This is a genomic window from Aquilutibacter rugosus (assembly GCF_036541335.1).
Classification (GTDB): Bacteria; Pseudomonadota; Gammaproteobacteria; order Xanthomonadales; family Xanthomonadaceae; genus Aquilutibacter; species Aquilutibacter rugosus.
Genome location: NZ_JAZHBO010000001.1, coordinates 402,610 through 417,309, shown reverse-complemented (window position 1 = coordinate 417,309; position 14,700 = coordinate 402,610). Strand labels below are relative to the sequence as shown.

The 14,700-nt window shown below is 59.9% G+C and carries 17 protein-coding genes and 1 tRNA gene; 6 read left to right on the top strand and 12 right to left on the bottom strand.

Translation table 11 applies throughout. The features are described 5' to 3' along the window. Positions 1 to 31: 31 nt before the first annotated feature. A complete protein-coding gene (locus V3390_RS02030; protein ID WP_331703164.1) occupies positions 32 to 427 on the bottom strand; it encodes a hypothetical protein in 396 nt (131 codons plus the stop codon). Between the two features lie 435 nt (positions 428 to 862). Then, positions 863 to 939, bottom strand: a tRNA-Met gene (locus V3390_RS02025). A gap of 131 nt (positions 940 to 1,070) precedes the next feature. Here V3390_RS02025 and V3390_RS02020 point away from each other — a divergent pair. The 3 genes from V3390_RS02020 (at position 1,071) to bfr (ending at position 2,456) form a co-directional block, all read left to right on the top strand. Beyond that, positions 1,071 to 1,616, top strand: a complete 546-nt coding sequence (locus V3390_RS02020) for an RNA pyrophosphohydrolase (protein ID WP_331690252.1) — start codon at positions 1,071 to 1,073, stop codon at positions 1,614 to 1,616. Between the two features lie 114 nt (positions 1,617 to 1,730). Further along, a complete protein-coding gene (locus tag V3390_RS02015; protein ID WP_331703162.1) occupies positions 1,731 to 1,970 on the top strand; it encodes a (2Fe-2S)-binding protein in 240 nt (79 codons plus the stop codon). 6 nt (positions 1,971 to 1,976) lie between these two features. After that, positions 1,977 to 2,456 carry a bacterioferritin gene (bfr, locus tag V3390_RS02010; RefSeq protein WP_331690250.1) on the top strand — a complete coding sequence of 160 codons (480 nt, stop codon included), beginning with the start codon at positions 1,977 to 1,979 and terminating at the stop codon, positions 2,454 to 2,456. A 6-nt stretch (positions 2,457 to 2,462) separates the two neighbouring features. Here bfr and V3390_RS02005 read toward each other — a convergent pair whose 3' ends face one another. Beyond that, positions 2,463 to 3,044, bottom strand: a complete 582-nt coding sequence (locus tag V3390_RS02005) for a DUF4126 domain-containing protein (RefSeq protein WP_406805175.1) — start codon at positions 3,042 to 3,044, stop codon at positions 2,463 to 2,465. Between the two features lie 148 nt (positions 3,045 to 3,192). On the opposite strand from V3390_RS02005, the gene erpA reads away from it, so the two are divergent. The 3 genes from erpA (at position 3,193) to fghA (ending at position 5,599) form a co-directional block, all read left to right on the top strand. Continuing rightward, on the top strand, positions 3,193 to 3,570 hold the full coding sequence (gene erpA / locus V3390_RS02000) for an iron-sulfur cluster insertion protein ErpA (protein ID WP_331703160.1): 378 nt from the start codon (positions 3,193 to 3,195) through the stop codon (positions 3,568 to 3,570). Between the two features lie 74 nt (positions 3,571 to 3,644). Continuing rightward, a complete protein-coding gene (locus tag V3390_RS01995) occupies positions 3,645 to 4,754 on the top strand; it encodes an S-(hydroxymethyl)glutathione dehydrogenase/class III alcohol dehydrogenase (protein WP_331703625.1) in 1,110 nt (369 codons plus the stop codon). Then, positions 4,754 to 5,599, top strand: a complete 846-nt coding sequence (fghA, locus tag V3390_RS01990) for an S-formylglutathione hydrolase (protein WP_331703159.1) — start codon at positions 4,754 to 4,756, stop codon at positions 5,597 to 5,599. The genes V3390_RS01995 and fghA overlap by 1 nt, the downstream gene beginning before the upstream one ends. 2 nt (positions 5,600 to 5,601) lie before the next feature. Here the strand turns inward: fghA and V3390_RS01985 are convergent, their stop codons facing one another. The 9 genes from V3390_RS01985 to V3390_RS01945 form a co-directional block, all read right to left on the bottom strand. Continuing rightward, entirely contained in the window at positions 5,602 to 6,888 is a 1,287-nt protein-coding gene (locus V3390_RS01985) for an MFS transporter (RefSeq protein WP_331703158.1), read from the bottom strand. 14 nt (positions 6,889 to 6,902) lie between these two features. Beyond that, positions 6,903 to 8,183 carry a phosphoribosylamine--glycine ligase gene (gene purD, locus V3390_RS01980; protein WP_331703156.1) on the bottom strand — a complete coding sequence of 427 codons (1,281 nt, stop codon included), beginning with the start codon at positions 8,181 to 8,183 and terminating at the stop codon, positions 6,903 to 6,905. A 48-nt stretch (positions 8,184 to 8,231) separates the two neighbouring features. Next, positions 8,232 to 9,803 (bottom strand): bifunctional phosphoribosylaminoimidazolecarboxamide formyltransferase/IMP cyclohydrolase, encoded by a 1,572-nt coding sequence (purH, locus tag V3390_RS01975; protein ID WP_331703154.1) that lies wholly within the window; start codon positions 9,801 to 9,803, stop codon positions 8,232 to 8,234. Between the two features lie 33 nt (positions 9,804 to 9,836). Beyond that, on the bottom strand, positions 9,837 to 10,115 hold the full coding sequence (locus V3390_RS01970; protein ID WP_331703152.1) for a helix-turn-helix domain-containing protein: 279 nt from the start codon (positions 10,113 to 10,115) through the stop codon (positions 9,837 to 9,839). 91 nt (positions 10,116 to 10,206) lie between these two features. Next, positions 10,207 to 11,127 carry a 50S ribosomal protein L11 methyltransferase gene (gene prmA, locus V3390_RS01965; protein ID WP_331703150.1) on the bottom strand — a complete coding sequence of 307 codons (921 nt, stop codon included), beginning with the start codon at positions 11,125 to 11,127 and terminating at the stop codon, positions 10,207 to 10,209. Between the two features lie 42 nt (positions 11,128 to 11,169). After that, on the bottom strand, positions 11,170 to 12,537 hold the full coding sequence (gene accC / locus V3390_RS01960; protein WP_331703149.1) for an acetyl-CoA carboxylase biotin carboxylase subunit: 1,368 nt from the start codon (positions 12,535 to 12,537) through the stop codon (positions 11,170 to 11,172). A gap of 10 nt (positions 12,538 to 12,547) precedes the next feature. Next, positions 12,548 to 13,039 (bottom strand): acetyl-CoA carboxylase biotin carboxyl carrier protein, encoded by a 492-nt coding sequence (accB, locus tag V3390_RS01955; protein ID WP_331703147.1) that lies wholly within the window; start codon positions 13,037 to 13,039, stop codon positions 12,548 to 12,550. 30 nt (positions 13,040 to 13,069) lie between these two features. After that, on the bottom strand, positions 13,070 to 13,567 hold the full coding sequence (aroQ, locus tag V3390_RS01950) for a type II 3-dehydroquinate dehydratase (protein ID WP_331703146.1): 498 nt from the start codon (positions 13,565 to 13,567) through the stop codon (positions 13,070 to 13,072). 181 nt (positions 13,568 to 13,748) lie between these two features. Beyond that, positions 13,749 to 14,396: a TlpA family protein disulfide reductase gene (locus V3390_RS01945; protein ID WP_331703145.1), complete on the bottom strand. Its 648-nt coding sequence runs from the start codon at positions 14,394 to 14,396 to the stop codon at positions 13,749 to 13,751. Positions 14,397 to 14,700 lie beyond the last annotated feature (304 nt).

Here is a 14,700-nt window from a genome sequence, read left to right as displayed (position 1 = left end):
GAACCGCAGAGATGCGGCTGTTCAATTTGGTTTAGGCGCGCGGTGGACGCATCAATCCTTCGGAAAGCGTGGAGGCGGCCGACGGCAAAACCTCAGGAAGCGACTGCCTCAGATTCACTTCAGGGTATGCGAGTTCGTCGACGGATCCGTCGGCGATTGACGTATGGCTATGTCCATGCGAGCAATGCGAGTAGACATGGCCCCCAAACTCCGGGCTGGGCCCAGGTGAGGAATCGCGATCCAAGTTGCCTTGCGACCCTGAGATGCCAACAGCATTGACGTCGGCACATTCCGACGCAGAATGCGTTAATTCCGCACGAATGTCGTCAAATCCGCATTGGAATGCTTCTGCCACCGGCACGACCAGCATCACCGCCATAAGCAATGCTGCTGTGAACAGTCGTAGCGGATTCCGAAGCAACTTCATGTACGGTTGATTGTACCTCTAAACCACCGTGAGGAGTTGATTAGGAATGGATATAGGACACTTGGGAGGATCGATCGGGCTGCGGACAAGGAGCTTTTGGCCGTCAAAGGTATTGGCCCCGTAGTTCTGTATAGAACAGATGCCTCCGAATTGGTCCTTACCTCCCCGAAAAACGGTCGAGAGTTTCTGAAAAATTCTGGGACATTCCTGGGACAAAAATTACACTTTCCCGAACAGGCGATCCGACTTCTGGGACAAAATTTTCCGGCCGGGGACATCCGAAACCTAATGTAGACGCCAATACATTGAATGTTGAATGCACGATTCAGGACGATAGCCCACCAAGCACAGCATTTTGCAAACTGGGGTCTATCAATCGGTTGCAAGGCCCCGAAAAGAAAAAACCCCTGACGAATCAGGGGCTTATGCGAAACATGGTGGCTATGGGTGGACTCGAACCACCGACCCCAGCATTATGAGTGCTGTGCTCTAACCGGCTGAGCTACATAGCCAAGAACTAACTTGCGGTTAGCCGATAATTATGGCACGTCGAGCGGCCTTCGTCAAGGATATTTTCCCTGACTTGAGCCGCCGGGCAAAAGGTGGCAACCTGAGGACAGTTGAAGTATTAGGAGTCCGAGTCGTGATCGATCCGGACGGCTACCGGCCAAATGTTGGCATCATTCTGATGAATGACCTGGGCCGCTTGTTCTGGGCCCGGCGTATTCATCGGGATGGCTGGCAATTCCCGCAAGGCGGGATGAACACTGATGAGACCCCGGAGGAGGCGATGTTTCGCGAACTCCGTGAGGAAACCGGGCTGCTGCCGGAGCATGTAGAAGTGCTTGGGCAGACGCCAGGTTGGCTGCGCTATAAGCTTCCGTACCGAGCCGTGCGGCAACGTGAGCGCCGGCCGTGCATTGGCCAGAAACAGGTCTGGTTTCTGCTGCGCATGACTTGCGAAGAGGCCCACGTAAGGCTGGATCTGACCGAGACGCCGGAGTTTGACGACTGGCGCTGGGTCGATTTCTGGTACCCGCTGGACCATGTGGTCACTTTTAAGCGCGAGGTGTATACCCACGCCCTCCGCTTTCTGGCTCCGGTCGCGCGCGAGGTGACCGGCGGCGTCAATATCGCGGAATCCGACCCAATTGGCGGGGCCGTCGAGATTAAACGACATTTTCGCTGACGGACGCTACCTGCGGCCCGATAAACGGCAGCGCGGGCCGCAATTGACAATCATTCGCATTTGAGATTCAATAGCATTTGGCCAATTGGGGCCCATGCTAGGAATCTCATCCCCATGTATGTGTGTGTTTGTAACGGAGTGACAGACAACGATATCCGGCGCGAAGTGGATGCTGGCTGCACCAGCGTTAGCGAGCTGACCATGCGTACGGGTGCCGGCGCCAGTTGCGGGAGCTGCATCCAGTTGGCCGACACGCTGATCGGCAACATGCTGGCCGCAAAGCACGAGCTGCCGGTGATTCGCAATCGTCACGTTGGATCGCTACCATACAATCACCAACGCACAATCGGATAGCGAACCATGAAAGGCGACAAGCAAGTCATCGACTTCCTCAACAAGGCCCTGTACAACGAACTGATTGCGATCAATCAGTACTTTCTGCACGCAAAGATGCTGAAAAACTGGGGTCTGAAAGAACTCGCCGATCACGAGTATCACGAATCCATCGATGAGATGAAGCACGCCGACAAATTGTCGGACCGCATTCTGTTTCTCGAAGGCCTGCCCAACTTTCAGAACCTGGGCAAGCTGCGAATCGGCGAAACGCCCCGCGAGATCTTTGAGTGCGACTTGGCGCTGGAGCTCGAGGCGATTCCGCTACTGCGCGAAGGCATTCGCTACTGCGAAGAGGTCAGGGACCTGGTGAGCCGCGAGCTGCTGGTTGAGATTCTCGACAGTGAAGAAGAACACGTCGACTGGCTGGAAACCCAGCTCGATCTCATGAACCGTGTGGGCGACCAGCTGTATCTGTCCACCAAGATCGCCGGCGACGACCACTAATCCCGCTTAGGCCGCGGCACGCGGAGGGCGGCGACCGAACAGGCGCCGCCAGATCCACCAGATCATCAGCGCACCCAGAAGGGTGATTACTGCCACTACGCCAAAGGTCAGCCACGGATAAGCAAACACCATGGCGATGCCGCCCGTGACGGCCAAATCTTCGCCAATCGAAGCCGTCCAGTTGGTGACCGGCTCGGGCGAGGTGTTGATCAGCGCGCGCGAACCCGACTTGAGCAAATGACTGGTCAGGGCCACACCCGCACCTGTGGCTAGGGCGCCGGCGCCGAATTCGCCATCTTGCGACATGGTGGCGGCGGCAAGAAATGCGCCGGCCGGCACGCGCAGCAGGGTTTGCAAAAGATCGGAGACGGAGTCTACGCCCGGAATCTTGTCGGTGAAGAATTCGACAGCGGCGAGAATGCCGGACACGCCGATTACCCACGGCGATTGCGCGATTTCCAGCTGATTGGGCAGATCGAGCCAGCCGAAATAACCGGCAATACCGACACCGAACACAGTCAGATAGGCGCGAATACCCGCTAACCATGCCAGCACAATGCCGATGGCGAAGACGATGGTGGAATCCAATTGCATGTACAACCCTCCGGCCAACAGGCGGCCTTTGGCTATTTTAAGCAGGTGTGGCGTCATCGTGGTGTGTACGAAGGCATCGGCGCAACACTGTAGTGCGACCGTTAACGGTTGAGTTTTGCCGCTTTGGCCGCACAATAGGCGTATGGAACTGATTACCCCCGAACTGCTGGTCCCGAGTTATCAGACGGCAGGCACCAGTGTCACCTTTACTGCAGCGGCTGCACGCAAAGTCCGTGAACTGATTGCCGAAGAGGGCAACCCAGATCTCAAACTGCGCGTCTATATCCAAGGCGGCGGCTGCTCGGGCTTTCAGTACGGCTTTGAGTTCGATGAAACGCAAGCCGAAGACGATGTCGCCGTCGTCACGGATGAGGTCACACTGGTGATCGATCCGCTATCCATGCAGTATCTGGTCGGCGCTGAGGTGGATTACACCGAATCGCTGCACGGTGCGCAATTTGTGATTCGCAATCCGAACGCCAAGACCACCTGCGGCTGCGGCAGTTCCTTCTCGACCTGATCCGATTTTTTAATTCACTTAGAATAGACGCTTCATCGAATTGAATTCGGATTAGTCGGAGAAGTGTCATGACCATCAAGAGCCGTGCTGCGGTCGCGTTTGCCGCCGGGCAACCTTTGCAAATTGTCGAGCTCGATGTCGAGCCGCCCCGCAAGGGCGAGGTGTTGGTCAAAATCACGCACACCGGCGTTTGCCACACCGATGCCTTTACTTTGAGTGGCGACGATCCCGAAGGCGTCTTTCCGGCCGTGTTAGGTCACGAGGGTGCCGGCATTGTGGTGCAAGTGGGCGAGGGTGTCACGTCCGTGCAACCCGGTGATCACGTGATTCCGTTGTATACCGCCGAGTGTCGCGAATGCGAATTCTGTAAATCCGGCAAGACCAATCTCTGCGTCGCCGTGCGTGCTACTCAGGGCAAGGGTGTGATGCCCGACGGCACGACGCGTTTCTCGTACCAGGGTCAGCCGATCTATCACTACATGGGCTGCTCGACATTCAGCGAGTACACCATTGTTGCCGAGGTGTCGCTGGCAAAGATCAATCCCGAGGCCAACCCCGAACAGGTTTGCCTGCTGGGCTGCGGTGTCACCACCGGCATCGGTGCCGTGCATAACACCGCCAAAGTGCAGGAAGGCGATAGCGTCGCCGTATTCGGTCTGGGCGGTATTGGCCTAGCCGTCATTCAAGGTGCACGCCAGGCCAAGGCAGGGCGCATCATTGCCGTTGATACCAATCCCGATAAGTTCGCCATGGCGCGCGAGTTCGGTGCGACCGACTGCATCAATCCCAAAGACTTCGATAAGCCGGTGCAGCAAGTCATTGTCGAAATGACCGGTTGGGGCGTGGACCACAGCTTTGAATGCATCGGCAACGTCAATGTCATGCGCGCGGCACTCGAGTGTGCGCATCGCGGCTGGGGCCAAAGCGTCATCATCGGTGTCGCGGGTGCGGGGCAGGAGATCAGCACGCGTCCGTTCCAGCTGGTGACCGGCCGTAAATGGATGGGCACTGCGTTTGGCGGTGTCAAAGGCCGCACGCAACTGCCCGGCATGGTCGAACAGGCAATGCAAGGTGACATTCAGTTGGCGCCTTTCGTTACGCACACCATGCCGCTGGACGACATCAACACTGCCTTCGATCTGATGCACGAAGGCAAGTCCATTCGCAGTGTCGTGCATTTCTGATGGAGCGCGTTGAAGTCCACGCATCGTTCGGTGGGCGTCAGGAAGTTTGGCGCCACGAATCGGCATCGCTCGGAACGATCCAGCAAGTGGGCGTCTATCTGCCGCCGCAAGCCGTGCAGGGCGAGAAGTGCCCGGCGCTTTTGTGGCTGTCAGGTTTGACCTGTAACGAGCAGAACTTCATTACCAAGGCGGGCGCGCAAGCGATTGCAGCTGAGTTGGGATGGATTCTGATCGTGCCCGATACCTCGCCTCGCGGTGAGCAGGTTGCTGATGCCGAGGGCTACGACCTCGGCCAGGGTGCCGGCTTTTACGTCAATGCCACGCAAGAGCCGTGGGCTGCGCACTACCGCATGGACGATTACGTCAATATCGAGTTGCGCGAACTGGCCGCCGCAAATTTCCCGGTCAACGGCCATTGGGCCATTAGCGGTCACTCGATGGGTGGTCACGGTGCGCTGACATCTGCGTTGCGAAACCCGGGTCTGTATACGAGCGCCTCGGCGTTTTCACCGATCGTTGCGCCTTCGCAGGTTCCTTGGGGGCAAAAGGCCTTTACTGCTTATCTAGGCGATGAGCCTGCAGTCTGGGCGGAATACGACAGCGTTGAACTGATCACCTCGGGTAGCAATCCCGAGCTGCCGTTGCTGTGCGACTTCGGTGATGCCGATGACTTCCTGGAGGTGCAACTGCAGCCGCAACGCCTGCAGGAAGCGCTGGACCGCAGCGGACGCCGCAATGCGCGGATCCGTTTGCAACCCGGGTACGACCATAGCTACTACTTTGTCTCGACCTTCTTTGCGGATCACCTGAAATGGCATCACGCGCAAATCGGAGCCGGCAGTTAAGCTCACTGCGAGTGCGTAGCGCGAAGGCGTCGCTGCCAAAGAATTAGCGCGAGTCCATTCACCACCGCCAGCACCAGGAACAGTTGCGGCGTTGCGAAGCCGAGTTTGGTCAGCGCAAGTGCGCTCAACGAAGCGAGCACGATATAGCCACTGTTCTGGATGTTGACGCCGGCGAACACGCGCGACCGTTGCGAAGGATCGGAAAGCGTCTGCACCATCGCGAACAGCGGCACCACAAAGATGCCGGTGAACGCGCCGATCAGTACGACATCGGTAATCAGTGCCCAGTGCGATGCATCCCGCACGAACTCCATGATTCCGATATCATGACTGCCCAACGGTGTCCACGTGCGGCGCACCAGGTCGAGCAGGAACAGGCTCATGCCGAGCGCACCCCATAGCACCAGCCGCGAGTCGATTCGATGCGACGACAAGCGCTCACACAGCAACGAGCCGATCCCGGTACCTACGGAGAACAGAGCCAGGATCAGCAGATAGAGGCGCTCGTCGCCGCCGAGAGAGACTTCGGCAAAGGTCGGCAATTGCGAGGTGATGACGGTGCCGAAGAACCAGAACCAACTGATTCCAAGCACGGCGTAACGCTGCGCCGCAGTCGTGCGGGTCAGTGCTAGCGCCTTGCGTGATTCGGGCAGGGGGTTCCAGTTGAACTGCAGGTGTGGATCACCCGGTGCAACCGGCGGGATAAAGCGACTGACTGCATTGCCAAGTACCGCCAATGCAATGACGCTGAGCCCGGCGACCAGTTCGCCATGTGCACCGGCCAAACGGAAGATCGCGCCGCCGGCCAACATGCCAAGCAGAATGGCGACGGTGGTGCCCATCTCAACCAGACCGTTGCCGCCGACCAGTTCGTCCTTGCGTAGCACCCCGGGCAACACGGAATATTTGACCGGTCCGAACAAAGTGGACTGCACACCGGTGGCAAACAGGCACAGCATCAGCAAGGGCAAGGAGTGCAGGTAGAACCCGATGGCGGCTGCTGACATGATCGCAATCTCCATCGTGGTGGTGATGCGGATCAGTCGGGATTTCTCGAGTTTGTCGGCGAGCTGTCCGGCGTAGCCGCTGAACAGAAAGTACGGCAAAATGAAGATCGCCGGTGCAAGGGTAGCGTAAGTGCCGCGCTCGGCAGTGCTCAGGCCCATCACAAACAGCAGGGCGATGATGGCCTGGCGGTAAACGTTGTCGTTAAACGCGCCAAAGAATTGGGTGACAAAGAACGGCAGGAACCGTCGTTGACCCAGTAGCGAAAATTGATTCTGCGCCATCTGCGCAGTATCGCTTATTGCCGCGCCACGGCGCGCCAGCCGATGTCGCTACGATGGAATTCGCTCGGCCAGGACACGTTGGCAACGGCTGCGTAGGCGGTGGCTTGCGCATCGGCGATGGTGTCGCCCAGTCCGACTGCGCACAGAACGCGCCCACCGGCGGTCACGACCTGATCGTTCGCCATGGCGGTGCCGGCGTGGAACACCTTGGCGTCCGCAGACTGCGATGTGTCGAGGCCGGTAATGACTTCGCCAGTGATCGGCGATTCCGGGTACGGCCGCGAGGCCATCACCACGCCAAGTGCACAGCGCGGATCCCAGTCGGCCTGCGCCAGGGAGAGTTGGCCATCGATCGCCGCCTGGATCAGCGCCACGAAGTCGGATTGCAGGCGCATCATGATCGGCTGGGTTTCGGGATCACCGAAGCGCACATTGAATTCGATCACGCGCGGTGCGCCGTCGGCATCAATCATCAGGCCGGCATACAGGAAGCCGGTAAACGGCACGCCGTCATCGCGCATGCCTTGCAGCGTCGGGTTGATGATTTCGCGCATGACGCGCTCGTGGACTTCGGGCGTGACGACCGGAGCGGGGGAGTAGGCTCCCATGCCGCCGGTGTTGGGGCCGGTGTCGCCATCGCCTACGCGCTTATGGTCCTGCGACGTGGCCATCGGCAGTGCGAAGTTGCCGTCGGACATGACGATGAAGCTGGCCTCTTCGCCTTTGAGGAACTGTTCGACGACGACGCGCGATCCCGCCGCGCCGAATGCATTGCCCGAGAGCATGTCGCGCAGGGTCTCGCGTGCTTCATCCATGGTTTGCGGAATCACCACCCCCTTGCCGGCGGCCAGGCCGTCGGCCTTGATGACAATCGGCACGCCTTGGCTCTCGACGTAGGCGACTGCCGCATCGAGATCGGTGTGGACGGCGTAATGGGCTGTAGGGATCTGATGACGCGCCAGAAACTCCTTGGCGAAGGCTTTGGAGCCCTCCAGTTGCGCTGCCGCGGCGGTGGGGCCAAACACGCGCAGGCCCTCGGCCCGGAAACGGTCAACCAGACCGGCAACCAATGGTGCCTCGGGGCCAACGACCGTCAGCTCAACGCCGTGCTCACGCACCGCAGCGAGCAAGCCTTCGATATCGGTGGCGGCGATTGGCAAATTGGTAAGACCGGGTTCGCGCGCGGTGCCGGCATTGCCGGGCGCCACAAAGACCTGCGAGGCCTGCGGTGATTGCGCGATGCGCCATGCCAGTGCGTGCTCACGCCCGCCGGAGCCGATGACCAGAATCTTCATACGCGAACCTGTGTCTCTAAATGATGGAAAGGGAGATGCCGACAGCGATCAGTGCCTGAAATGACGCACACCGGTAAAGACCATGGCCAGACCATGTTCGTTCGCCGCGTCGATGACTTCCTGATCACGCATCGAACCGCCCGGTTGGATCACGGCCTTGATACCGGCTGCAGCCGCCGCATCGATACCGTCGCGGAACGGGAAGAACGCATCGGATGCCATCACCGAACCCGGTACGACGAGACCGGCGTCTTCGGCCTTGATACCGGCAATGCGCGCCGAATACACGCGCGACATCTGACCTGCACCCACGCCGACCGTTTGCAGATCCTTGGCATAGACAATGGCATTGGACTTGACGAACTTGGCCACTTGCCAGGCAAACATCAGATCGCGCAGCTGCTCGGCAGTAGGCGCCAACTGCGTAACGACCTTAAGTTCGTCAACGGTGACGGTACGAATGTCCTGCGTCTGCATCAGCAAACCCGAGCCAACACGTTTGACATCAATGTTGTTCAAGCCATCGCCGTGCGGAATTTGCAGCACGCGCACGTTGGCTTTCTTGCGGCAATACGCCAGCGCTTCATCGCTGTACGAAGGCGCGATCAGCACCTCGACAAACTGGCGATCGAGGATGGTCTTGGCGGTGTCGAGATTCACTTCGACATTGAATGCAATGATGCCGCCGAATGCGGAGGTCGGGTCGGTCTGATACGCGCGCTCATACGCCTGCAGCGCCGTGTCGTTCTGCGCCACGCCACAGGGGTTGGCATGTTTGACGATCACACAAGCCGGCGAGCTCTTGAACTGACGCACACATTCCCACGCGGCATCGGAGTCGGCCAGGTTGTTGTACGACAGTTCTTTGCCCTGCAGCTGCGTAAACGTCGCCAAGGTACCCGGCACCGGCCACAGGTCGCGGTAGAACGCGGCGTGCTGATGCGGATTCTCGCCGTAACGCAGATCCATCACTTTGACGAAGTTGCTGTTGTTCTGCGCCGGGAACAGCTGCGGCTTGCCGTCGGCATCGAGCGAGGACAGGTAGTTACTGATGCAGGCGTCATAAAACGCGACGTTGTTGAATGCCGTCACCGCGTGCTTGAAGCGGGTCGCAGCGGACACCGCGCCTTGGTTCGCGCGCATTTCGTCGAGCAGCGCATCGTACTGCGACGGATCCACCGCCACCGTCACGCGCGCAAAGTTCTTGGCCGCGGAACGCAGCATGGCCGGCCCGCCAATGTCGATGTTCTCGATGATGTCGTCGAAGCTGCTGTTCGGATCGGCGGAGACGCGCGCAAACGGGTACAGGTTCAGCACCAACAAGTCGATCGCGCCGATGCCGTGCTCGGCCATCACCGCGTCGTCGAGACCGGCGCGGCCCAGCAGGCCACCGTGCACCATCGGGTGCAGCGTCTTGACGCGGCCGTCCATCATTTCGGGAAATTGCGTCACCTCGGACACGTCGCGCACCGGGATGCCGGCCTCGCGGATCGCCTTGGCGGTGCCGCCGGTTGAGAGCAACTCCACTCCCAGCTCGTGCAGTGCAGCCGCCAGCGGCAGCAGTCCCGTCTTGTCGGATACGGAAAGAAGGGCGCGGCGGATCTGGATCGCGTCGGACACGGGGGCTCTCGGTTGGGGACGTAGCCCACTATTTTAACCGTGCAGGCCGTAGTCCCGCAGCTTTTTGCGCAGCGTGGCGCGGTGGATGCCGAGCAGCGCGGCTGCCTTGCTCTGGTTGCCGCCGCAGAAGTTCAGCACCTCGGTGAATAGCGGAATCTCGAACTCGCGCAGGGCGATGGCATAAAGGTTGGGATCGTCCACTACCTCGGGATCAATGTCAGCCAGCAATTGGCGGACTTTGCGCGCCACATGCGGCCGCAGCGAACCGCCGTCGGTGTCCGGGCGTTGGCCCAGCATATCGTCCGTGGCCATGAACGGATCTTTGAGGTAATTCATCACAGTGCCCCCACAACTGAAGCGCTCATTGTACTCCGCGCTATTTTGCAGGCCGATGAAACGGCGCTCAGCCGCGGCGACGGCCGGTGACGCGCATCCAGTCGTCCTGCTGATCGGCGCGCAGATCATCGAAGCGGTCCGCATAGGCGGCAATGACTTCGCCTTCCTGGCCGTGCAGAATGCCGGACATGGCCAACACACCGCCCGGAGCCACCCGCGCGCCGATCACCGGCGAGAGTTCAATCAGGGCGCTGGCCAGGATATTGGCCACCACGATGGGGTAGGTGGCGGCGGGTTCATCCTGCGGCAAATACACGTCGATGGCGACACCGTTGCGCTGCGCATTGTCGGCGGTGGCGGTGATGGCTTGCGGATCGTTGTCCACACCGACGGCGCGCGAGGCGCCCAGCTTGAGCGCGGCCAACGCCAGAATGCCCGAGCCACAGCCGAAATCCAGTACTTCGCGGCCCTGCAGGACGCCATCGTCGGCCAGCGAATCCAGCCACTCCAGGCACAACGCGGTAGTAGGATGCGTGCCGGAGCCGAACGCCAAGCCCGGATCCAGACGGATGACCGCAGCCTCTTCGCCTTGCTCAGCGGCCGCCGCAGGCAGCTCGGCATTCCACGGAACGATCCAGGTGCGCTGGCCGAACTGCAACGGTTCGTACTGGTCCATCCATGCGCGTTCCCAGTCCTGATCCTCGACCACGTCGAACGTCGCACCACTGAAATCCATCGAAGGCTCGGCATTGGCCAACGCCGCACGAATCAGCTCGGCATCGCTATCGCCCGGAAATAAAGCCTGCAATTGCATTTCATTCCACAGTGGCGTTTCGCCGACACCGGGTTCAAAAATGGCCTGCTCATCGGCGGCGTCGAGATGCGCATCGCTCATGGTCACGGCCAGCGCGCCCACGGCTTCCAGCGCGGATTCGAGCGGCATGAAATCATCGAGCTTGCAGCTCATGCTCAGTTGTAGGAAGGCCAATTCGATCTCCTGGCTTTAGTGCTGGCTGTTAGGCGTTAGATGTTAGCGAACCGCGAGATGCGATTCTTTGTGTTCCCGCAGTCGCTTCTCAAGATAGTGAATGTTCTGGCCGCCTTGCTGGAAGCCGGCATCGGCCAGAATGCGCTGCTGCAGCGGCACGTTGGTCTTGATGCCATCGACTACCATCTCCGACAGTGCCACACGCATACGCGCAATTGCTGTCTCGCGATCCGGACCGTGCACGATCAGCTTGCCGATCATCGAGTCATAGTTCGGTGGGACGCGATAGCCTTCGTACACGTGCGAGTCGACGCGCACACCCGGGCCGCCCGGCGTGTGGAAGTGCGTGACCAGGCCCGGCGATGGCAGGAACGATTCGGGATCTTCGGCGTTGATGCGACATTCGATCGCGTGGCCGTTGAGCACGATGTCTTCTTGCCTGAGCGACAAGGGATGTCCCGCCGCGATGCGCAGCTGCTCACGCACCAGATCGATGCCGGTCACCATTTCCGTCACCGGATGTTCGACCTGGATCCGCGTATTCATCTCAATGAAGTAAAAACGCCCGTTTTCATAGAGGAATTCGAACGTACCGGCGCCGCGATAGCCGATGTTGATGCACGCATCCACACAGACCTTGCCGATTTCGGCACGTTGCTCGGGAGTGATGCCGGGGGCGGGGGCCTCTTCGACCACTTTCTGATGGCGGCGTTGCATGGAACAGTCGCGCTCACCCAAGTGGATGGCATGACCTTGCCCATCCGCAAGCACTTGGATCTCCACGTGACGCGGATTTTCAAGGAATTTTTCCATGTAGACCATGTCATTGCCGAAGGCCGCCTTGGCCTCGGTCTGCGTGGTCTGGATGGAATTGATCAGTGCCGCTGCCGTGTGCACCACGCGCATGCCACGACCGCCACCACCACCGGCGGCTTTGACGATGACGGGATAACCGATCTCCTCGGCGATGCGATGATTCTCGGCTTCGTCATCGCCCAAGGGGCCACCGCTACCGGGCACGCACGGTACACCGGCGGCTTGCATGGCACGAATCGCTTCGACCTTGTCGCCCATTAGGCGAATCGTCTCCGCCTTCGGACCGATAAATATGAAACCGGATTCCTCAACGCGCTCGGCAAAGTCTGCATTTTCAGAGAGAAAACCGTAGCCCGGATGGATCGCCTGCGCGTCGGTGACTTCCGCCGCGGCAATGATCGCCGGCATGTTGAGGTAGCTGTCGATCGAGGCGGCAGGTCCGATGCAGACGGACTCATCGGCCATGGCGACGTGTTTGAGGTTGCGGTCGGCGGTAGAGTGCACGGCCACGGTGCGAATGCCCATGGCATGGCAGGCGCGCAGAATCCGCAGGGCGATTTCGCCGCGGTTGGCGATCACGACTTTGTCGAGCATGTCGCGGGCCTCAGGCAATCACGAACAGCGGCTGGTCGAACTCGACCGGGCTGCCACTTTGCACCAGCACTTCAACGACCGTGCCGGCCACTTCGGACTCGATCGGGTTGAACATCTTCATGGCCTCGACGATGGCCAGCGTGTCGCCGACCTTGACCGTGTCACCCACTTGCACAAACGAAGGCTTGTCCGGCGCGGGCGAGCTGTAGAACGTGCCGACCATCGGCGAGCGCACCAGTTGGCCATTGGCGTGGGACGCGCCGGGTTCGGCGGCGGCAGCGCCGCCTTGACCGGCGGCCGTCGCCGCTGCAGCCGGGGCCGCAGCCGCCGGAGCCGCTTGCATAGCCGGGGCTTGCATCATCGGCGGGTGCGCATAAGCCATCGGCGTGCCGGCCACAGTGCGTGCCAGGCGCACGGACTCTTCGCCCTCTTTGATCTCAATCTCGGCGAGGTTGGATTCTTCGAGCAGGTCGATCAGCTTCTTGATTTTGCGCAGGTCCATAGCGGGTCTCAGTCAGTCGTTATTTTGTGATTAGGATTGGGGTGCGTTCTCGGCACCGGCATTGGCGCCAGCGCCAGCGTCGGCATCAGCGTCGGCCAGGTACCGCAGAGCGGCGTCGGTGGCGTACCGATACGAGTGAAGCCCAAACCCGGCCACCACCGCCATCGCCAGGTCACTGAAATAGGACGTGTGGCGGAATGGTTCGCGGGCATGCGGGTTGGACAGGTGAATCTCGATAAACGGAATGGCGACAGCCGCCAGTGCATCGCGCAGGGCCACACTGGTATGGGTAAACGCCGCGGGATTAATCAGCACGAAGGCCGTCCCATCGCTCGCAGCCCCTTGCACACGGTCGATCAGTTCGGCCTCGGAATTGGACTGAAACGCGCTCAGCGTATGGCCACGTTGGCGCACCTGCATCTCGACCTCGGCCTCGATCTGGGCCAGGGTGGTGGTGCCGTACACCGCCGGCTCGCGGGTGCCGAGCAGGTTCAGGTTGGGTCCGTTGAGTAGCAGGACAGCGGCCATGGAAATTCCGTACTTCAGTTGCCTGAAGTTTGGCGGTTTAGTCGCTATTTGTCTAGTAAATTGCCGTTAAATCGCCGAACTTCGCCGATTTTAATCAATCGTTTGAATTACCGCGAAGGCCCCGCCAATACCCAATTCCCCGCCCGCTGGCGGTCTCTCGGCCCGTCTCGCTAGCCAGCTTTCAGGGCGCGGCCACGACCCATTTGTCGATCTCGCCCTCGGCAAAGGGTCCGATCTTTTGTTTGAGCAGCGTGCCGTCGGCGCCGATCAGAACCGAATACGGCAGCACCCCGGCCGGATTGCCCAACGTCACCGACGCATCCTTGGGTCCAATTTCGTCCCACAACTGCGGGTAGTTCATCTTGAACCGATCCACGAAGCTTTGCGCCGCCGCCGGCTCATCGAGCGCAATACCGACCACGGTCACCTCCTTGCCCTTGTCGGAGTTCGCATAACGGACCAGCTCAGGAATCTCCCGAATACACGGCCCACACCAGCTCGCCCAGAAGTTGATCAGCATCGGCTTGCCGTCTGCAATCTCTTTAAGCTCGCGGCGCTGCTGGTTGTCGCCCCCAATCGTCCGCAAACTCATTGCCGGGATCTTGTCGCCAACCTTGGCCACGGTCACGCCGGGTGGCGGCTCGGGCGCTGCAGTTTCCAGGCCCTTTTGAAGCACTTTCTGCCCGGTATCGGATTGCCACACCGGATGGCGGTCGCCCACCACCGTCAAGGCCACCAAACCCAGCGCCGTACCGGCCGCCGCTACCCACAATAATTTTGCCGTTGATCGCATGTCTCGATTGTCGCACGCCGCACCGTCAATCAACATCTTCGGCCGTTCGCTCGGTGTCGCTCTCCCTTTTTTCGGGTTTTTGCGTCGAAATTGCCGACGGTCATCACACGCTTTCTTTTGCGTGAAAAATGCCGGCGGTCATCACATATCCACTTTTTTCGCGTGAAAACTGATCGTGTTCGAATGCGCACTCCTTGTGCCCCCATCGATTCTGTGCTTGCACCCGGTGCAGCTGCGATCTAGCCGCAACGTTGGGCGCAAAAGCCATTTGCACTAAAACTGCACTTTCTGTGCCCGCAATGGACAAATTTTGTCTTTGGGGCGTATTCGGTGCGCGTTA